The sequence below is a fragment of the Streptococcus porcinus genome (genome assembly GCF_900475415.1).
Lineage (GTDB): Bacteria > Bacillota > Bacilli > Lactobacillales > Streptococcaceae > Streptococcus > Streptococcus porcinus.
Genome location: NZ_LS483388.1, coordinates 1121290 through 1142238, shown reverse-complemented (window position 1 = coordinate 1142238; position 20949 = coordinate 1121290). Strand labels below are relative to the sequence as shown.

Here is a 20949-nt window from a genome sequence, read left to right as displayed (position 1 = left end):
GATGATTATAAGTGTTCAAGTCATTAGTAATCATGACTATTACTTCTGTTAGTGGATAAGAAGCAACTATTAGATTATTCAACTTGATACTAGTAAAGAATAGATATTAAGTTATTTCATTTAATAAGCATTTATTAAAGTATTAACCTTAGAGATCATCAGCTTGAAAGGAAGATGTTAATGTTAAAGCTACTCATGGATACATTAGAAAAAATAAGTAAAATAGACCCCAATAGAATTGCAATTAAAGCTCAGGACAAAGTGCTTACTTATTATGACGTTGAAAAATTGACTAATACTATTGCTAATAAATTAGTGGAAAAGGTCGGAGATAATCAGCGTGTCGTAGTTGCACTACCTCATGGGATCAATCAAATTTTGATACTAATTGCAATCATTAAATCAAATAATTGTTATGTACCTATTGATTACACAACTAAGGAAGATAAAATAAAAAAAATCTTTTCATCAACTAAAGCAATCATATATGTGTCAGATAAAGAAATTCCATGTTTATCTGATAATGACTATTTAGACGTCACAGAGCTTATGCTAAAAAATTCAGATAAGCTCAAAGAGCTCAATCCATTTGTGTACTTGAAGTCTCGTGAGGCTTATATTTTACATACCTCAGGGACTACAGGAGCTCCAAAAGGTGTTGTGATTTCAATATCAAATTTAGATTATATTCTCAAAAATTTAGGAATGCTTACCCCCGTTACAGAAGACTCTAGTTTTTTATTTTCGACTCCATATACTTTTGATGTTTCTATTACAGAAATGTTAGGTTGGATTATTGGTGGAGGTAGTGTATATTGTCTCGATTTAAAAGTCCGATCTAACTATAAAAAGCTAGATGATATTATTGTTCGAAACAGCATAAGTCATATTGCTTTTTCACCAACAGCCTTCCTAGCATTTATAGAAAAATTAGGTCCAACTAACTTAAAAAAATTAAATGCAAGTCTTGATTACGTGGTTATTGCTGGAGAGAAATTTAATCCTCTGATTTACCATATTTGGAAAAATAATGGACTAACTTTTACTTTAATTAATGCCTACGGTCCCACAGAAACAACAATATATGCCACGGCATATAAGCTTTCTACGAATGAAGGTGAGAATATTCCTATTGGACTTCCATTAGATGGAGTGGATTGGATTATTAAAGAGGAACAGAAAGAAAATCATGGCGAACTTTATATTGGAGGAGCAGGAGTAGCAAAAGGTTACACGCTACCAGAACTTACAAAAGAAGCATTTACTACAATTAATGGGAAACTGTATTATGCAACCGGTGATATTGTCTTTCGCAAAAAGGGACAATTTTACTATGTGGGAAGAAAAGATAATCAAATTCAAAAAAATGGGATTCGTATAGAATTAGGAGAAATTGAAAAAAATATTGAGCAAAATACTAACGTTTCTCAAGTTACAGTATTACAGCTAGATAAAAAAATCCTTGCCTTTTATAAGGGGGCGATAGAATCAAGCAAACTGAAAAATTTCTGTTTGAAAAATATGCCGAAATATCTGATGCCGAATTCATTTATTAAAGTAGAGCAATTTCCTTTAACCAGTAGCAGAAAAATAAGCAAGACTGCTTTAATAAAACTATATAATGATAGACAAAAAAATAAAGTGGTAGATGGAAGTGAGCAGTATGATTTAGATAAGGGTAGCAAAGAAATTTTGAAATTACTTGCTGATACTTTGAAAGTTAGTGTAAAAGCTATTGATCTTTCTCAAGACTTTTTTGAGAGTGGTGGAGATTCACTTACATTATTCACATTTATTATGGATTTTGAAGCTAGTTATGGCGTTTCCGTTTCAATGGATAATGTGTATGGGAAAGAACTTTTTTCATTAATCCAAGAACTGAAAAATCTAAGTAAAAAACAAATACAAGAAACCCAAAGCATTACTTCTATTGAAGAGAAAAAAAGTAGCACTAATAGCTTAAAGAAAGATTTAGATATTTTATATACAGATTATTTGATGGTCGACAATGAAGTCCTTTCAAAGTTTGAAGCAATTCATTCTCAGAGAATTTATTATTATGATGACTTTAGAAATATAGTAACGTGCACATTTGAATATAAAAATTGTTCTGTAGAAAAAGTTAAAAAAGCTGTACAGCAAGTCGTTAGTTCCAATGATTTATTACATTCACGATTGTCTTTCAAAGAAATTGGTTTGAATTTTGAAATCATTAAGCCAAATCTTTCGATTCCAGTTTTGAGTGTTTCAAATCAATCTGAATTAATATCTTTAGAAAAACTACTAGAAGAAGTTGGGGAAAATGCTATTCCTAACTCTAGGAATAAAGGTGGGCAATTGGCGATGCCAATTATTATTACTCAAGGGATGATGTGTGGGAAGATTATTTTTCAAATGGATCATTCTATATCGGATTTAGCAAGTATTAATGTTATAAAAAAACAAATTGGAAGTATTCTTAATAGTTACGATGGTGAAATTGAACAAGGAGAAAGCTATCGTTATTACTGTCAAAAAATAAAAGAAGTCAATGAAAGAAGTTCTTTAGAAAACAATCCATATCATAATTTACTCTTAAAAGAAGCTAAAAAAATTAAGAGGAATAAAGCCCTTCTTCCAAATAGTAACTACTCTTTATCGATTATACCTGCCCCTGATTATTCTAATGTTTACAGTATTTTGTATCTATCATATTTGGTATCACAAAATCTTTGTAAGGAATCCAAAAATAGTAGCTTAATTGTATCTACTATTTTTAATAATAGAGAAATTAGAAATTTAAATCTTCATAACACAATAGGAGATTGTCATAGCTCAAGATACCTCATTTACAAAGAAAATGATGATTTTAGATTATATAGAAAAAGGAATATAGGCTTTTTAACACATGCTGATGACAGTGTAATGTACTATAGACCAGGATTTATCTTTAATGAATATTATCCAAGAAGATCAGAATGGCGATCTAAACTAAAGCAAGACCTTACGAATATTTCCTTGGTATCTTTAAATTTTATTGGTATCTTGAATAAAGAAAAGAAGAATTTTTATTTAGAAAATTTTTCAGAAATTCCTGATTTTTTGAGTAAAAATCCCAAAATTTACATAACTTCTTTTAGATATAAAAATGATATTTATATTTTATCTAACAAAAATATGGAGTTGTAAAGATGTTAAAGAATAGCTCTAGTCTAAAAAATCAAATGATAGGGGGTAGTATGAAAATTACAGTTGTAGGTGTTGGATATGTTGGTTTATCAATAGGCTTATTACTTTCAAAAGAAAATGATGTTACTTTATTTGATATTGATAGTAAGAAAATTGAGTTGATAAATAACAAACAGTCTTTTTTAGAAGAGACTGCAATTAAAAAGCTATTGCTTAAGGCAAAAAATATAAGGGCGACTACATCTAAAGAGTTAGCTTATAAGGAAGCCTCTTTTATTATATTAGCATTACCAACTAATTTTAAAAATAAGACCTTTGATACTTCTGCTATTGAAGCAGTCATTCAAGACATCTTAAGCTATAGTAGAGAAGCTACAATTATTATTAAATCAACAGTTCCGATTGGTTTTACTGAGTATTTAAGGAAAAGGTTTTTTTATAACAATATTATCTTCTCCCCAGAGTTTCTTCGCGAAGGCTTTACCGTTCACGATAATTTATACCCATCTAGAATTATCGTTAGCAATGAATCGGAAAAGTCTAAATTGTTTTTGAAATTATTAAAGAGGATCGCGGTTACTGAAAGTCCACCCTACTTACTGACAAGATCCTCTGAAGCAGAAGCTATAAAACTTTTTTCAAATGCTTATTTAGCTCAAAAAATTGCATTTTTTAATGAATTGGATACATTTTCTGAATTATATCATTTAAATTCTGAAAAAATTATTGAAGGAATGTGTTACGATTCAAGGATAGGAAACGTTCACAATAATCCATCATTTGGATTTGGAGGTTATTGTCTCCCAAAAGATACTAAGCAACTAGAATATCATTTCAAAAATATATCAGCTCCACTCATTACAAATATAAATAACTCAAATTTGTCGCGAAAAGTACATATAGCAAAAATGATTTTAAGCAAAGATGTGACAACTATTGGGATTTATAGGATTAATTCTAAAGCAGACTCAGATAATTACAGGGATTCGTCAATAATTGATATTATTGAAATATTAAAAAATAAAGGAAGAAAGATTGTTATATTTGAGCCACTAATCAGAGAACAAACAATTTTGGGATGTTCAGTTATTAATGATTTTAATTCATTTACAGCTATTTCAGAACTTATTGTTGCTAATAGAATGGATGAACGAGTAAAAAAATACCGAGAAAAAATTTTCACTCGCGATGTTTTTCACAAGGACTAATGAAAGTAGACCGTTTATCAAGTGGCTAGTAGATTGTTTTGATGAAGGGATGCTTAGTGACGGGCTTATGATTGGACAATCACTTGAGCTTTGGCAGTAGCTAACTGCACTAAATATAAGGTAAGGAATATAAAATGAAAATAGATGAGAAGACTAATTTTCGTCACTTAATAAGTAGTAAAGGTATATCTCAAGTAGGTAATATAATGTTTAATTTTGCTAATCATACATTTCTTGCTGGTCTTAATCCGACTTCTTTATCGTTAGTTGCAATTTACCAATCCTTGGAAAGTATTATTGGAGTATTATTTAATTTATTTGGTGGAGTTATTGCTGATAACTTTAAACGCAAGAAAATTATTATGGGAACCAATATTCTATGTGGACTTGCTTGTCTAGCTCTCTCATTTATATCTCAAGAATTATGGTTAGTCTATGCAATTGTAATAACCAATGTCGTACTGGCCCTAATGAGTGCTTTTTCTAGTCCAGCATATAAAGCATTTACAAAAGAAATTGTAAGGAAGGAAAATATTTCTCGATTGAATTCGTTTTTAGAAACAACGAGTAATGTTATTAAAGTAACGATTCCGATGGTAGCTATTTTCTTCTATAACAGACTTGGAATACATGGTGTACTAACGCTCGATGGACTATCTTTTTTACTTGCTGCCTTGTTGGTTCACTTTATTGTACCTATTAATGAAGAAGTGGTATCAAAAGAGAAGATGACAGTAAGAGAAATCTTTGCTGATTTGAAAATAGGATTTAAGTATATTTATAGTCATAAATCAATTTTTATCATCATTACTTTATCAGCATTTGTCAACTTCTTTCTAGCAGCTTATAATCTCTTGTTGCCTTACAGTAATCAGATATTTGAAAATATGTCATCTGGGCTTTACGGAACCTTTCTGACAGCAGAAGCGATTGGTGGCTTTATTGGAGCCGTATTAAGCGGTTTTGTGAATAGACAACTGTCAACTCAGCGACTAATGATGTTTTTGGCTTTATCTGGATTAATGCTGATGTTAGCTACACCACTCTATTTTATATTTGATAATACAATCGTTTTAGCTTTTTCCCCAGCACTATTTAGTTTATATCTTGCTATTTTTAATATTCAGTTTTTCTCAATTGTACAAAGAGAGGTTGATAATGAGTTTTTGGGAAGAGTATTTGGAATTATCTTTACGGTAGCGATTCTTTTTATGCCAATTGGTACGGGAATTTTTTCAATGCTATTGAATCCTAAAAATACCTATAATTTTTTTATAATTGGCTTATCTGTTACATTGATATCGCTAATATCTGGTGCTTTATTCAAAAAATATGACCGTTCATCTATTAAGTAATTCTTACTGTTAAAGTATTTTGACAAATGATGTCGTGATATTACTAATAAATCATAAAAGTGTAAAGCTCTTAGTTTCTATTTGGTAGAGGGAATAGAAACTAAGGGCTTTTTAGATATTTTAGAAGCCACTAAAATTAGGTTTGCTTAATTAAAATATTAAGTATATTGACTTATGTCTAAAATAGTAATAATATATGTTATAGACGATTCCGTCGATAAAGGAGATGACAAGTATGCTATTAATAAATCCGAACAGTAAGCTACAAATATCAGCTAAAAAAGTTAATGCGTTAACAGTTATTTTGATCAATACATCATTACCACTTGTGAATAGTTTATATCCATCCCATAAAGGGGTAATATTTTCACAACTAGTTAGTTTACTAGTTATCTTTTTAGGAGGTTATTACTTAAAGGTTATTAAAGCGACGTGTTTCCTAGTGTTATTTTACAGCTCCTATTTATTATCGTCTGTCTACTTTAAAAATGGAATCCTAACTTCATTTTTTAGAATGTCTTTGTTATTTATACCTTGTTTTCTTTTAGCATGGCTTCTTTGTACAGAGTATAATTCTTCTGAATTATTATCAGCTCTCCAACGCTTACACTTGCCTAAGATATTTTTGATAGGTCTAATGGTAACATTGAGGTATATATCAGTTTTTAGAAAAGAATTTCAACTAATTAAGGAAGCGATGCAAGTAAGAGGGGTCGACTTATCTTTCAAACATCCGATAAGAACTTTTGAATACCTATTGGTTCCTCAATTGTTTCGTTGTTTAGCACTGAGTAATGACTTAACCAGCGCTAGCTTGACAAAAGGGCTGACGGTTCCTTGTAGGAGAACAAGTTATTTTGTTTCAAGATGGTCAGTTTATGATGTTCTCATTTTTATAATAGTTTGTTTGGGGTATGGAATGATTTTAGGTGGTATTTATGACTAAAAAAATAATGCTAGCACAAGAGTTGAGCTTCACCTATGAAGAAAATAAAAAAAGCACCTTGAATAAGGTCAATATTAACCTTGACTTAGGTGAACTTGTTTTTTTAACAGGCAGGAGTGGTTCAGGTAAGTCGACCTTACTGAATATTATTAATGGTATTATTCCAGAAGTTATTGAAGGTCAATTAGTTGGGGATTTATGGATTGATGGACAAAAGCATTTAAAAGTTCATGAGCGTCATTTACTTCTAGGAAATGTTTTTCAAAACTTAAGAAGTCAGTTTTTTACGACAAATACGACATCAGAATTGGTTTTTGAGATGGAAAATTGTGGTGTGGCTCATCAAGATATGGTTAGACGACTGAAAGCAATCAATGAGAAATTTAAAATTGAAGCTCTGCTAGACCGTCATGTTATGACTCTCTCTTCTGGTGAACGACAGTTGTTGGCTCTGCTGACAGCTTTGATGATGTATCCTAAAATTCTTATATTTGATGAACCATCTGCTAATCTAGACTATGGCAACGTTATGAGATTACGGCAACAAATAGCAGCATTAAAAAAAGAAGATAAGCTGATTATTATTGCAGATCATCGATGCTTCTACCTACAAGGGATGATGGATCAGGTATTGTTACTCGAAGACGGGACATTAAAATCCTACGCCTCTGAAGAAGCTTTTTATCAGACTTACTATGGAAAACGCGTATTTGATTTGTTTAGTCATCTGTACCCAGCTCGTGAGATTAGCCAAACAATGATTGAAACTGTCAAGATAGATCAAGTCTCTTACAAGAATATATTAAAAGATATTACTCTTAGTTTTCATCAGTATGAGATAGCAGTGATAGTTGGGAATAATGGTGCGGGAAAAACGACCTTAGCTAAACTCATCGCTCAGTTACTTAAGCCTTCTAAAGGAAGTATTGAGGTGGAGAGTCAACCTTTATATATTATGCAAGAGGCAGATTTTCAACTCTTTAGCTCTTCATGCCTTAAAGAATTAGAAATAACTTGTCATGATAATGAAAAAAATAAAGAAGCATTACAATTAGTGGATTTATACGATTTAAAGCATAAGCATCCACATTCATTGAGCGGAGGAGAAAAGCAACGTTTACAACTTGCGATAGCTTTTGTTAGCTCAAGTGATGTCATTATTTTAGACGAACCTACAAGTGGTCTTGATAAGGTATCAATGGAAAAGGTTATTGTCATGCTGAAATTATTAAAAAAAGAAAAAACGATTATCGTCATTTCACATGATTATGAGTTCATCAGAGGGATTGCCGATCGTATTATCTACATTGCTGGTCATCAAATAGCAGATGATTTTTACTTAGAAGCTCAACACATTACTAGACTAAATACAATTTATAGTGAAATGGAGAAATATTATGACAAAACAATTAAAAATTAAAGATTTTTTATTAATTGCTTTATTGACAGCGCTTTATATGCTGATTTACTTTGCAACAATGCTGATTAGCGCACCTTTTGGTCCTTTTGGACATGCTATTAGTCCGGGTATATGTGCGTTGTTCTCAGGAACGGTATTGTATTTCATGTCCAAAAAAGTTGGGAAAATGTGGCAGTTTACTCTTATGACTTTTTTAATTATGGCTATTTTCACCCTGTTAGGTGGTGGCTATCTTCCGTGGCTAATAAGTTCAGTTGCTATGGCCATTCTAGCAGATGTACTAGCGTCAAGTTCTAAAAACACAAGTCTAATCAAATTGGCGATTGCTTCAGGATTCATGCATGTGGGGCAAGCCTGGGGAGCAATTATTCCATCCCTATTTTTTGTAGAAAAGTATAAGGAAGAATGGATTCAAAGAGGGCAATCAATCAAAGATATGGAGGAGCTAATTAAATATACAACCGGGGTATGGAGTCTTATATCAACAGTGGTTGTCTTTTTGATGGCTATCGCTGGAAGCTATTTAGGTTATTTCATTTTGAGAAAACATTTTAAGGAGAATTAGTATGGATACCTTTAAACGTCTATTTTACTATGCAGATGAGAAGAAGAAGTATTTGATTTTTTCTCTATTATTTTCAGCTATGGCAACTATCCTTTCTTTTATTCCTTATTATTATTTTTGGGCAATTCTAAAAGAGATGACAGGAAATGCTGACAAGCAACTTATTCAAAAATTTGCTCTTTTGACATTTGGATCAACCATATTATATTTATTGATGTACTTTCTATCATTATTGTGTAGTCATACTTTCGCTTTCAGACTAGAAAGCAATATGAGGAAAGTAGGACTTAAGCATCTGTTAAATGCATCTTTTTCTTTTTTTGATTTAAACCCATCGGGGAGAACACGTAAAATTATTGACGATAATGCTTCTAATACTCACACTATCATTGCACACATTTTACCTGATTCAGTCAATGCTATATTATTTCCTATTTGTCTTTTAGTGCTTTCTTTTATGGCTAATATTTATGTTGGTCTCTTAGTGCTTATTGCTATCGCTTTTTCTTTAGTATGTATAAGATTTATGTATAGTGATACTGACATGATGAAAGAATATATGGGCGCTTTGGAGGATATTAATTCAGAAACAGTTGAGTATGTACGCGGTATCCAAGTCATAAAAATTTTCGATATGGTTATTGAATCGTTTGAAAAATTACATCAATCTATTATCAATTATTCTGTTGTGATTAATAGGCAATGTCGACTCTTTAAAATTCCATATGTTTTATTTCAATGTGTAATGATGAGCTTTGGCGCTCTAATTATCACAATAGCATCGATTCAGCTCCAAACTTCGAAACCTATGGGTGAGGTTTTAAGTCTAGTTGTCTTTTTCATGACATTTTCAGGATTACTTTATAATGCTTTTATGAAAATGATGTTTTTTAGTAAAGATTATTCTGTCGCCAAAGATGCTGTTGATAAATTAGAAGATTTGTTTAAGGAAATGGATTGTAATAAGCTAGATTATGGAAACCTGAGTGAGTTAGAGACTAATGACATTGAATTTTCGAAGGTAAGTTTTGAGTATGAGGCTGGGAGACCTATTTTAAAAGATTTTAATTTGGAACTCAAAGCTAATCATAAATATGCCCTCGTGGGCTCTTCGGGTTCAGGAAAAACAACAATTGCCAAATTAATTTCTGGTTTTTATCCTGTTACCTCAGGTCAATTAAAAATAGGTGGTCATGATATTAAAAACTATAAAAGCCAGGTCATTGAAAAAAATATTGCTTTTGTATTTCAACATGCAATGCTTTTCAAAACAAGTATCTTTGAAAATGTTAAATTAGGAAATCCCGATAGCAGTGATGAAGAAGTGATGAAAGCCTTGAAACTAGCGATGTGTGAGAGTATTTTAGACAAGTTTGAAGCAAGAGAACAGACGATTATTGGTGCGAAAGGGGTTCATTTATCTGGTGGTGAAGTACAGAGGATTGCTATTGCAAGGGCTATTTTAAAAGATGCTCCAATTATTATTTTAGATGAAGCCAGTGCAGCTAGTGACCCTGAAAACGAATATGAAATTCAAAAAGCTTTTTCAAAATTGATGGCCAATAAGACCGTTATAATGATTGCTCATCGTTTGACCAGCATTAGGAATGTTGATGAAATCTTAGTAATTGAAGATGGGAAATTAATTGAACGAGGAAGTCATGAGGTTTTAACTAAAAAGTATGGTAAATATAAGCAATTTCAAGATTTGTATGATCAAGCCAATGACTGGAGGTTATAAAGTGAAAGAAAAGATACAAGGCTATTTTTCATTGACAGAAAAAGGTGTCCATAATGTTTTTAAAGCAGCCTTTTTGTCCTTTTTGAAATTTATGAGTTTTATGTTCCCTCCAATATTGGTATTTCTTTTTTTACAAGATATTGTCAACAAAACATTGAAGCCAATTACATTTTATCTAGGAATTTTGGTGGTAATTGCAATTGTAATGTATGTGATTTTAGAAAAAGAATATACCCGGACATATGATGCGACCTATGAAGAGAGTATAGATTTAAGAATTAATATAGCTCAAAAATTAAAAGAATTACCACTCTCTTATTTTTCAACTCACAATTTAGCTGAACTGTCCCAAACAGTCATGATGGACGTTAATAATATTGAGATGGCTATTTCTCACTCCCTAGGACAGGGACTTGGCTTTTTAGGATTTTTTATTTGCATGACCTTATTGTTGATAGCAGGAAATCCTCTCTTAGGACTATGTGTTAGTTTACCTATTTGGCTAACAGTAGCAGCCATGTATCTTTCCAAGGATCTGCAGACAGCTCTGATTTCGAAATATTACCAACGCTTATTAGATAATGCAACAGCATTTCAAGATGCTTTTGAGTTACAACAAGAAATTAAAAGTTATTCATTACAAGATAAGGTTGAAGCTGATGTTTTAGAGAAACTAAATGATACAGAGAAACTTCATGTAAAAGCTGATTTTACCATGGCTTCTATCAGTTCCTTAATAGGCGTTCTACCTTTCTTTGCACCTGTTTTAACAGCAATTATTGGAGTAAGCCAATTCAAAGCAGGACATTTGCCACTTTTACACTATTTTGGCTATCTGATGGCTGCGACAACCCTGTCAAGTCAGTATGCTGGTATCAACGTGTTCATCTTGCTCATTCTTAATTTTAGAGATAGTTTCTCACGAATACGCGATTTATATGCAGAGCCTTTGCTAAAGGGAGAAGATACCAAGCTTGATTCCTTTGATATTCAGTTTAAAGACATCGTATTTGGATATGATCAAAATAAGATTATTAAAGGAGTTTCGTTTCAAGCTAAGCAAGGTCAGGTCACAGCCTTAGTGGGGCCATCAGGGAGTGGAAAGACAACTCTATTAAGATTAATAGCAAGATTATATGATTATGACAGTGGACACATTACCATTGGTGGTAAGGACATTAAAGATATGAGTATCCGTTCTTTGTATGATAATATTGCTATTGTTTTTCAGAATGTTGAACTTTTTAATACCTCAATCTTAGAAAATATTAGGGCGGGAAGAAAGTCAGCAACTGATGAAGAGGTACTAGCAGTAGCTAAATTAGCCAATGTAGATAAGATAGTTGAGAAGTTGCCAAATGGTTACCAGACGCTTGTTGGAGAAAACGGATCGAAGTTATCAGGTGGTGAACGGCAACGTATTTCAATTGCTAGAGCTTTTCTTAAAAATGCACCGATTATTCTTTTAGACGAAATTTCAGCTTCCATCGATGTGGAAAATGAGATGGAGATTCAACAAAGTATTAATCAATTGATAAAAAATAAAACAGTTATTGTCGTCTCTCATCGTTTAAAATCAATCGAAAAAGCAGATCAGATTATTGTTGTGGATCAAGGTCAAGTTGATCACAAAGGAAAACATGACTTCTTAATGCAAACTTGCCAACTTTACATGGATATGGTCAAAAAATCTAAATTGGCAGAGAACTATACTTACTAAGAAAAGATAACTGTTTAGGATAATAGTAGTTAGCTTATATGTGAGCTAAGGAGTAATGGCCTACTTGAGTCTTTTTGTTTTAAAATAAGATGAGCTGATATAAGTAGTAACAGCGTTTAGCCACTTTACAAGACTTGTTAATAGAGCCAAATTAAAATACAATAGCACTGACAACAAAAACATTTAGAAAAAGAGGTTGCTATGGCCACAAGTAAACGATTAAGTAAGGCAGAACGCAAACAAGAAATTATGGCATCTGCTTCAAAGCAAATTATTGCAAAAGGTTTTTCAAATACAAGTGTGGAAGATATCATTGCTGGCACGACTATGTCCAAAGGTGGGGTTTATCATTATTATAAGAATACATTAGACATTTTTAAAGACCTAATGCTGGAAGGATTGACCTACAGAAATAAGATTATTCAAGAGCATTTTGAGGAGTGTCAAGCTGGACACGAGACGGAGTTTCTGGTCAATCAGTTAGTAGATAAAGTCATAGATGATAATGATTTGATGCCACTTTATGTCGAATTCCTGATTGAGAAGAAGCGAAATCCAGAACTTAATAGTATCTTCGAATCCTTGAAAGAACAGTCCTTGCTTGATTTAAAAAGGATAATGCCTAGTCTTCCAACTATTTTGGAGCAAAAAGAGTCTTACGACTTGTTGACTGATGTTATAAATGGGATGATACTCGCTTCTAATCTACTTGGTGCAAGAGAGAATTTCAAGGCTAATAGGGTACTATTAGAACGTTTATTTTTGTTGCTTTTCAATCAATAAGGTGATAAAAATTAAGGTATTACAGTAGGTAGCATGAAATTTAAGAGATAAGATTCGTGATAAAAGTGACTAGAGTCTCAAAGAAGGAAACATGACTTTTGTCTAAAAAAATCTCCTCCCAAAAACCGAATGGAGGAGATTTTTTAGAATAGGTGTTTAAGGATACTTGCTTCATCGAATGTTTTTAGTTTGTATTGATATAAGTCAGTAAGGCTTGGGGATTTGTGTTAGGCATCATTCGTACTCTATTTAGTGAGAGTAAGCCATTGGCTGCGCTAGCTAACCCTTCATTGGTAGTTACCCCTAATTTATAATGGAGTCTTTTGGCAATATCAATAGTGGTATCACTATAACGACCAGAAGGATAGGCAATCGCTATAGTTTCTTGATTTAAGTTTTGGTCAAGGAAGTTTTTTGAAGCTTTCATTTCGTATTCCTGTGTCTGTGGATCTGACACTGAGAGATCGGGGTGATTAACCGTATGATCTTGAAATGACATGCCAAATTGTTTCATTTCTCTCATCTGCTTAAGTGTTAGATTTTCAGGCCGCTGATTTTCAGTAAAGCCAGTGATAACATTATTTGTAGCTTTAGCCTGATATTTTTTTAAGATGGGGAAAGCAGTCGTATAAAAATCTTCCATACTATCGTCAAAAGTGAGCCAGACGACTTTTGAAGCTGGTAATTCATTTTGACTGAGAACACGATAAGCCTCTTGCGGACTAAGGAAGTAGTAACCTGCTTCTTTTAAAGCTTTAATTTGCTCTTCGAAAATCTGAGGGTGAACAATTAAGTTAGCATTTGCTGTTTCTTCAGGCCCCATAACGTGTACTGCATGATACATGAGGATTGGCATCTTGACTTGCTCTGTTTGTTTAGTCCATGTTGTTTTTTCATTATCAACTGTTGATTTTTTCTTTTTAATAGTGTCTTGAGACCGACTCGTTTTGACTTTGTTTTTTTGAACTGCAACTGGTAAAAAACCTTTTGCAAAGTTCTTAATCTCTTGATGATAGGTAAGACCAAACAAACTTAGTGTAGCAATGATGAGTAATGCCAGTAAACGACTTATTATTTTTTTTGTGGTAGATTTCTTTCGTCTCATAAGTATGTGCTCCTGTGTTTAGATAGAGTCATTATATCATTTTTACAACAATAATTTAACGCCAGCAAAATATTTTTGAGAGAACTTTCAGCCATAATCTATTAAAATAGCCTAGAATTTGGTATAATATTCCAAATATTGATAATCACATCATCGTAAAAAGTGACAAGAACTAGGAGGTTTATAATGTCTTTAAAAATTGCTTTATTAGGCTTTGGCACTGTTGCCAGTGGGTTACCATTTCTATTAGAAAAAAATGGTGATAAGATAAAAAGTGCTGCTGGCGAGCAATTGCAAATATCTAAGATCTTAATTAGAGATGACGCTGAGAAAGCGCGCCTAAATGCAATGGGCTACGATTACCAATTTGTCACTTCTATTGATGAAATTTTGTCAGACAGTGATATTTCTATTGTTGTTGAACTTATTGGACGGATTGAGCCTGCTAAAACTTATATTATAAAAGCTTTGCAAGCTGGTAAGCATGTGGTCACTGCTAATAAGGATTTGATTGCTTTACATGGTAAAGAAATCAGGGAACTGGCAGAATCTAAGGCACTTGCTTTTTATTACGAAGCAGCAGTTGCTGGAGGTATTCCAATTTTAAGAACTTTAGCTAATTCTTTCACGTCAGATAAAATACAAGGTGTTTTTGGCGTTTTGAATGGGACTTCAAACTTTATGATGACTAAAATGGTTGAAGAAGGATGGTCTTATGAAAAAGCTTTAGCTAGAGCCCAAGCCTTAGGCTATGCAGAAAGTGACCCAACAAATGATGTGGAAGGTATAGATGCCGCCTATAAAGTAGCCATCCTAAGTCAGTTTGCTTTTGGCGTGTCTTTGGATTTTGAAGATGTCAGCCATCAAGGAATTTCAACAATTACAACTGAAGATGTAGCTGTCGCTCAGCAACTAGGCTATGTCATTAAGTTAGTAGGAAGGTTGGAAGAAAAAACTAGTGGTATTTGGGCTGATGTAGCGCCAACTTTTATTCCTAAAACTCATCCATTAGCTAATGTCAATGATGTGATGAATGCAGTATTTGTTGAGTCTATTGGCATTGGTCAGTCAATGTTTTACGGGCCAGGTGCTGGTCAAAAACCAACCGCAACTTCAGTTATGGCAGATATCATTCGTATTGCTAGACGATTAAAGGAAGGAACTGTTGGTAAACCTTTCAACGCCTTTAGCTGTCCTGTTAGGTTAGCAGAAAAAATTGATAGAACCAGCCGCTATTATATTACTATTAACACGCCAAACCAAAATGGTCGATTGCTCCGTCTTGCCTCTATCATTAGTGGTCAAGGTATTTCTTGCCAACAATTGTTAGAACAACAGGTTGATGACACTTGTACTCGCCTTGTAATCATGACGCATTTGATGAATCAATTGCAGCTAGATGCCATTAAGCAGCAGATTAGCCAGGAAGCGGACTGGCACTTGCTAAATGTCTTTAAAGTATTGGGGGATAACCATGATAATTAAGGTACCAGCCACTTCAGCCAATATCGGACCCGGTTTTGATTCTATAGGGATTGCAGTTACTAAATATCTAGAAGTAGAAGTATTAGAAGAAACCGCAGAGTGGTTTATTGAACATAAGCTTGACGGAGTTCCAAGGGATGACCACAATTTATTAGTTCAGACAGTTCTTCGAGTTGCGCCGAATGTCCAGCCTCATCACCTTATTATGCGTTCAGATATTCCTTTGGCGCGTGGATTGGGATCATCTTCGGCAGTCATTGTAGCAGGTATAGAATTAGCCAATCAATTAGCAGATTTACAATTAAGTATGGATCGTAAGTTTGAATTAGCTAACCAATTTGAGGGGCATCCTGATAATGTTGCACCAGCTCTTTTTGGGCAATTTGTTATTGCTTCACAACTCGATAATCAACTAGACTATATTCAGGCACCCTTTCCACAAGTTGGTTTGGTAGCTTTTATACCAAATTATGAATTAAAAACATCTGACTCTAGAAATGTGCTACCCCATCAACTGTCCTATAAACAAGCTGTTTCTGCCTCATCTGTAGCAAATTTGGCTATTGCTGCCCTTTTAAAGGGAGACATGATCAAAGCTGGACGAGCCATTGAAAATGATCACTTTCATGAGGTATACCGCCAAAAGCTAGTTAAAGAATTCCATTCTATTAAAGCAACAGCAAAAATAGAAGGCGCTTATGCTACCTACCTGTCTGGAGCTGGACCTACAGTGATGACCTTATGCCCGAAAGAAAAAGTGAGTTCCATACTTGAACATCTTGGAAACTTGGAATTGAATGGTGAGTTAGTTTCCTTAGAGATTGATAAAAAGGGCTTGCAAGTTTTAGCTTAGAGAAGTCTGGAAAAAGAGAGTTAACCTCCGATTCAACTTATTTATTAAAGTAGGTATGGCTCTCATGAAGTGAGGAAATTATGTTATATGAAGAAGCTCTAGAATGGATCCACGGACAAACGAAATTTGGAATTAGACCTGGTTTGAAACGTGTTTTCTGGGTCTTGGAAAAATTAGGAAATCCCCAAAATAACATTTTTGGGATTCATGTTGTGGGAACAAATGGTAAAGGGTCAACAGTAAATAATTTGCAACGCATTTTAACTGCTTCTAGTTATGACGTTGGTACCTTTACGTCGCCTTTTATTATGGACTTTCGAGAACGGATTAGCGTCAACGGTCACATGATTAGTAAAACGGATTTGGTAATATGCTGTAACGTGATTAAACCACTGACAGAAAGAATCCCTATTGAAACAGATTTAGGTCCCATTACGGAATTTGAAATTATTACCATCATCATGTTTTATTATTTTGGTAAGCTACATCCCGTTGATATTGCTATTATTGAAGCAGGTTTAGGTGGTCTATATGATTCGACAAATGTTTTTAAAGCCTTTGCAATCATCTGTCCCTCCATTGGTCTAGATCATCAAGATATTTTGGGTGAGACCTATGCTCAAATTGCAGAACAAAAAGCTGGTGTCATAAAAGGCGGTGAAAAAGTTCTATTCGCTATTGATAATGCAGAAGCTAGACAGGTTTTTCTCGAAAAAAGCCAAAAGAGCGGTAGCCAAGTTTATCAGTACGAAGTGGATTATAACATGCAAAAGATGGGTAATGTTTACCAATTTTTGTCTATACAGGGCTCCATTTCTGGGATTAAACTTGCTATGCCAGGTCAACATCAGGTGGCTAATGCGGCGCATGCTATACAGGCGTGTCAATTGCTAAAAAATAAGTTTCCCCTCATTAACGATGACGCTATTCGTGCGGGATTAGAGAAGAACTACTGGTTGGGGCGGACAGAATTAATGCTCCCTAATCTGATGATTGATGGCGCACATAACAAAGAAAGTATCCAAGCTTTGGTTGATGTTCTAAAGACAGACTACAAGGGCCGCCATATCCACATTTTAGTGGCTGCCATTAACACTAAGCCAATTGAGCAAATGCTGGATCTTCTTCAAGAAGTTGGAGATTTGGAAGTCACAACTTTTAATTACCCGAGAGCATTTGAGCTTGATGATTATCCTTTGGAGCTTCCACGAAATAAAAGCTTCAAGGACTGGTTAACTAAAATGGATGTTAAAGCCAGTAAGGATTTTTATGTGATAACGGGTTCTTTATATTTTATTTCAGAAGTTAGACAATTTTTCAAAAAAAGCGTAAAAGGCGAAGACAGAGAGGATTTTTGCGATGAATAGCAAAAAGGCAGAAGAAGCCATTTATCAGTTATTAGAAGCGCTGGGAGAAGACCCACAGCGTGAAGGGTTAATAGATACTCCAAAACGTGTTGTAAAAATGTATCAGGAGATGTTTGCGGGATTAGAGATGAATCCTAAAAATGAATTTACAACTGTTTTTGCTGAAGAAACTTATGATGATATTGTTTTGGTCAAAGACATTCCTTTTTACTCCATGTGTGAACACCATTTGGTGCCTTTTTATGGGAAGGCACACGTTGCTTATATCCCTAGGGGCGGCCGTGTAACTGGTTTGAGTAAATTAGCTCGTGCTGTAGAGGTTGCTAGTAAAAGACCCCAATTACAAGAACGTTTGACTAGTCAAATTGCGATTGCTTTAGAAGAAGCTCTACATCCAGAAGGTGTTTTTGTACTGGTTGAAGCGGAGCATATGTGTATGACGATGCGTGGAATTAAGAAACCTGGCAGTAAAACCGTGACCAAAATGGCCAGAGGCTCATTTATAGAAGATCGCGAAAGCCAACGGTATATTTTAGAATTAATTAAAGATAAGTAGGAGGAGTTAGGTTGTGAAAATTGGTAAATTTTCAATTGCTGGGAATGCTACTATTATGGGGATTCTAAATGTAACACCTGATTCTTTTTCTGATGGTGGTTCCTATACCGGTATTGAAGAGGCTATAGCACAAGTGGAACTGATGATCAATCAAGGGGCTACTATTATTGATGTTGGTGGTGAATCTACTAGACCAGGTTATAATTTTGTACCTGCTGAAGAAGAGATTGCACGCGTTGTTCCAATTATTAAAGCTATTAAAGAAAGATTTAATATTTTAGTAAGTATTGATACTTATAAAACTCAGACAGCTCAGGCAGCCTTAGAGGCAGGTGCTGATATTTTAAATGATGTTTGGTCAGGACTTTATGATGGAAAAATGTTTGCACTAGCTGCTAAATGGCAGGTTCCTATTATTTTGATGCATAACCAAAAAGAGGAAGTCTACGAGCATGTTGTTTCAGATGTCTGCGCTTTTCTAACAGAGCGTGCGCATCAAGCATTACAAGCCGGCATTTCCAAGGATAATATCTGGATTGATCCAGGCTTTGGTTTTGCAAAGAATGTTGAACAAAATATAGAATTGTTAAAAGGTTTAGATAAGGTTTGTCAACTGGGGTATCCAGTTTTGTTTGGTATTTCACGTAAACGGGTAGTAGATGCTTTATTGGGGGGGAATACCAAAGCATTGGAGCGTGACAAGGGAACAGCTGCTTTATCAGCCTATGCTATCGCAAAAGGATGTAAAATTGTTCGCGTCCATAATATTATTGAGAATGAAGCTATTGTCACTGTTTTAGAGAAGTTAATGTGAGGAAATGTATGGATAAGATAAGGCTAAATGGTTGTCGTTTTTATGGCTACCACGGTGCATTGGCTGAAGAACAGGTCTTAGGGCAGATTTTTGTGATTGACTTAGAACTAGCTGTTGATTTGTTATCAGCCTCAAAAACTGACAACTTAGAAACAACTGTACATTATGGTCATGTTTTTGAAAGGGTCAAAACCATTGTTGAAAGCCAACGTTTTGCGCTGATTGAAAGATTAGGTGGTGCAATTTGTGATGTATTGTTTCAAGAATTCTCGATGATTGAAGGAATTACTATTTCTATCAGAAAAGAGAATCCACCTATTGCAGGACATTATGATTCTGTTGGTATTATTTTGGAGAGAAGAAGATGACAAAGATATATCTTAGTTTAGGCAGTAATATGGGAAATCGGAAGGCTTATCTCGAGAAAGCTATTAGTCAGTTATCACAGTTACCGAAAACACACTTAGCTAAAATTTCTGCTATTTATGAAACAATAGCTTGGGGTAAAACGGACCAAGATAATTTTTTAAACTTAGCTGCTTGTTTTGAGACTGATTTAGAACCTGTCACTTTTTTAAATCATATTCATATAATTGAAAAGAATCTTGGTAGAGTTCGTCATGAAAAATGGGGACCACGTACTATAGATATTGATATTCTACTTTTTGGTGAGGTAATATGTAAGACTAAAGACCTAACGATTCCTCACCCATTCATGACGCAACGAGCCTTTGTGCTTATTCCACTTTTGGAAATTAATCCTGATTTAAAACTTAATGGAGAAAATAGTTATTTATCAGGCTATCTCTCTGAATTACCACAGAATGAGATAAAAAGTGTGGTAAAAGTATCATAATATGTCTTATTAATTATCGTTATTTTTAACAAATTTTGATATAATGGAATCGGCTCTGTGCCGATTTTTTAATGTAAAACGAAATGATTCGGAAAGTAGATAATAATGATTGAAGAACTTGCCGGAATTGATATCCGGATTAACGAACCTTTAAAAAAATACACTTATACCAAAGTTGGTGGACCTGCTGATTACTTGGTGTTTCCTCGTAATCGTATTGAATTAACACGGGTTGTTAAATATGCAAATCAGCACAAGATTCCTTGGTTGGTTCTTGGCAATGCAAGTAATCTCATTGTTCGAGATGGTGGCATTCGTGGCTTTGTGATTATGTTTGATAAACTTAATTTAATAACAGTTGATGGCTATACCATTGAAGCAGAAGCAGGGGCTAACCTGATAGAGACAACTAAGGTCGCTAAATATCATAGCTTAACTGGCTTTGAGTTTGCTTGTGGTATACCAGGAAGCATTGGTGGTGCTATTTTTATGAATGCTGGTGCCTACGGTGGTGAAATAGCTAACATCTTTCTTTCGGCTAAAGTCTTAACGCCAGAGGGGGAGATTAAAACAGTAACAGCGAGAGAAATGGCTTTTGGCTATCGGATATCTGCTGTCCAAACTAGTGGTGATATTGTTATTTCTGCTAAATTTGCTCTAAATCCAGGGAATTTTGAACAGATTTCCCAGGAAATGGATCGCCTTAATTATCTTAGGCGTCTAAAACAACCATTAGAATACCCTTCTTGTGGATCTGTCTTTAAGCGTCCTCCTGGCCACTTTGCTGGTCAGTTGATTATGGAAGCTGGCTTGAAAGGTTATCGGATTGGTGGTGTTGAAGTTTCGGAAAAACACGCAGGTTTCATGATTAATGTTGATCAAGGAACTGCGCGTGACTATGAACAATTAATAGCCCACGTTATTGCAACCGTCAAAACCAACTCTGGTGTTACCTTAGAGAGGGAAGTACGTATTATCGGGGAAGAGTTGACCTGATATTTGCTCAG

The 20949-nt window shown here is 34.2% G+C and carries 18 protein-coding genes; 17 read left to right on the top strand and 1 reads right to left on the bottom strand.

What is annotated here, in order from left to right:
• Positions 1 to 180 precede the first annotated feature (180 nt).
• The 9 genes from DQM45_RS05710 to DQM45_RS05670 all read left to right on the top strand — a co-directional run bounded on the left by DQM45_RS05710 (position 181) and on the right by DQM45_RS05670 (position 12906).
• Entirely contained in the window at positions 181 to 3168 is a 2988-nt protein-coding gene (locus DQM45_RS05710; RefSeq protein ID WP_003085065.1) for a non-ribosomal peptide synthetase, read from the top strand.
• A gap of 50 nt (positions 3169 to 3218) precedes the next feature.
• Entirely contained in the window at positions 3219 to 4376 is a 1158-nt protein-coding gene (locus DQM45_RS05705; RefSeq protein WP_003083139.1) for a nucleotide sugar dehydrogenase, read from the top strand.
• A 134-nt stretch (positions 4377 to 4510) separates the two neighbouring features.
• Positions 4511 to 5731: an MFS transporter gene (locus tag DQM45_RS05700; protein ID WP_003085554.1), complete on the top strand. Its 1221-nt coding sequence runs from the start codon at positions 4511 to 4513 to the stop codon at positions 5729 to 5731.
• A 235-nt stretch (positions 5732 to 5966) separates the two neighbouring features.
• On the top strand, positions 5967 to 6677 hold the full coding sequence (locus tag DQM45_RS05695) for an energy-coupling factor transporter transmembrane component T (RefSeq protein ID WP_003083477.1): 711 nt from the start codon (positions 5967 to 5969) through the stop codon (positions 6675 to 6677).
• Complete coding sequence (locus DQM45_RS05690; RefSeq protein ID WP_003085965.1) at positions 6670 to 8097, top strand: ABC transporter ATP-binding protein; 1428 nt, start codon at positions 6670 to 6672, stop codon at positions 8095 to 8097. Before DQM45_RS05695 ends, DQM45_RS05690 begins: the two co-directional genes overlap by 8 nt.
• On the top strand, positions 8075 to 8662 hold the full coding sequence (locus tag DQM45_RS05685; protein ID WP_003084349.1) for an MptD family putative ECF transporter S component: 588 nt from the start codon (positions 8075 to 8077) through the stop codon (positions 8660 to 8662). The genes DQM45_RS05690 and DQM45_RS05685 overlap by 23 nt, the downstream gene beginning before the upstream one ends.
• Before the next feature lies 1 nt (position 8663).
• Positions 8664 to 10403: an ABC transporter ATP-binding protein gene (locus DQM45_RS05680; RefSeq protein WP_003082763.1), complete on the top strand. Its 1740-nt coding sequence runs from the start codon at positions 8664 to 8666 to the stop codon at positions 10401 to 10403.
• 1 nt (position 10404) lies between these two features.
• A complete protein-coding gene (locus DQM45_RS05675; protein WP_003085600.1) occupies positions 10405 to 12123 on the top strand; it encodes an ABC transporter ATP-binding protein in 1719 nt (572 codons plus the stop codon).
• A 201-nt stretch (positions 12124 to 12324) separates the two neighbouring features.
• Entirely contained in the window at positions 12325 to 12906 is a 582-nt protein-coding gene (locus DQM45_RS05670; protein WP_003084080.1) for a TetR/AcrR family transcriptional regulator, read from the top strand.
• Positions 12907 to 13090: 184 nt separating this feature from the next.
• On the opposite strand, the gene DQM45_RS05665 is transcribed toward DQM45_RS05670, so the two are convergent.
• Entirely contained in the window at positions 13091 to 14011 is a 921-nt protein-coding gene (locus DQM45_RS05665) for a polysaccharide deacetylase family protein (RefSeq protein ID WP_003083423.1), read from the bottom strand.
• Between the two features lie 186 nt (positions 14012 to 14197).
• Between DQM45_RS05665 and DQM45_RS05660 the strand changes: the two genes are divergently transcribed.
• The 8 genes from DQM45_RS05660 (at position 14198) to murB (ending at position 20938) form a co-directional block, all read left to right on the top strand.
• Entirely contained in the window at positions 14198 to 15496 is a 1299-nt protein-coding gene (locus DQM45_RS05660; RefSeq protein WP_003086022.1) for a homoserine dehydrogenase, read from the top strand.
• Positions 15486 to 16349 carry a homoserine kinase gene (thrB, locus tag DQM45_RS05655; RefSeq protein ID WP_003084202.1) on the top strand — a complete coding sequence of 288 codons (864 nt, stop codon included), beginning with the start codon at positions 15486 to 15488 and terminating at the stop codon, positions 16347 to 16349. Before DQM45_RS05660 ends, thrB begins: the two co-directional genes overlap by 11 nt.
• 80 nt (positions 16350 to 16429) lie before the next feature.
• Positions 16430 to 17716 carry a bifunctional folylpolyglutamate synthase/dihydrofolate synthase gene (locus tag DQM45_RS05650; protein WP_003082578.1) on the top strand — a complete coding sequence of 429 codons (1287 nt, stop codon included), beginning with the start codon at positions 16430 to 16432 and terminating at the stop codon, positions 17714 to 17716.
• The gene (folE, locus tag DQM45_RS05645; protein ID WP_003082580.1) at positions 17709 to 18272 is read left to right on the top strand and encodes a GTP cyclohydrolase I FolE; all 564 of its coding nucleotides are present in this window, start codon (positions 17709 to 17711) and stop codon (positions 18270 to 18272) included. The genes DQM45_RS05650 and folE overlap by 8 nt, the downstream gene beginning before the upstream one ends.
• 13 nt (positions 18273 to 18285) lie before the next feature.
• On the top strand, positions 18286 to 19086 hold the full coding sequence (folP, locus tag DQM45_RS05640) for a dihydropteroate synthase (RefSeq protein ID WP_003084945.1): 801 nt from the start codon (positions 18286 to 18288) through the stop codon (positions 19084 to 19086).
• Positions 19087 to 19094: 8 nt separating this feature from the next.
• Positions 19095 to 19454, top strand: a complete 360-nt coding sequence (gene folB / locus DQM45_RS05635; protein ID WP_003083402.1) for a dihydroneopterin aldolase — start codon at positions 19095 to 19097, stop codon at positions 19452 to 19454.
• On the top strand, positions 19451 to 19942 hold the full coding sequence (gene folK, locus DQM45_RS05630) for a 2-amino-4-hydroxy-6-hydroxymethyldihydropteridine diphosphokinase (protein ID WP_003084900.1): 492 nt from the start codon (positions 19451 to 19453) through the stop codon (positions 19940 to 19942). The genes folB and folK overlap by 4 nt, the downstream gene beginning before the upstream one ends.
• A 105-nt stretch (positions 19943 to 20047) precedes the next feature.
• On the top strand, positions 20048 to 20938 hold the full coding sequence (gene murB, locus DQM45_RS05625; protein WP_003083345.1) for a UDP-N-acetylmuramate dehydrogenase: 891 nt from the start codon (positions 20048 to 20050) through the stop codon (positions 20936 to 20938).
• Positions 20939 to 20949: the final 11 nt, after the last annotated feature.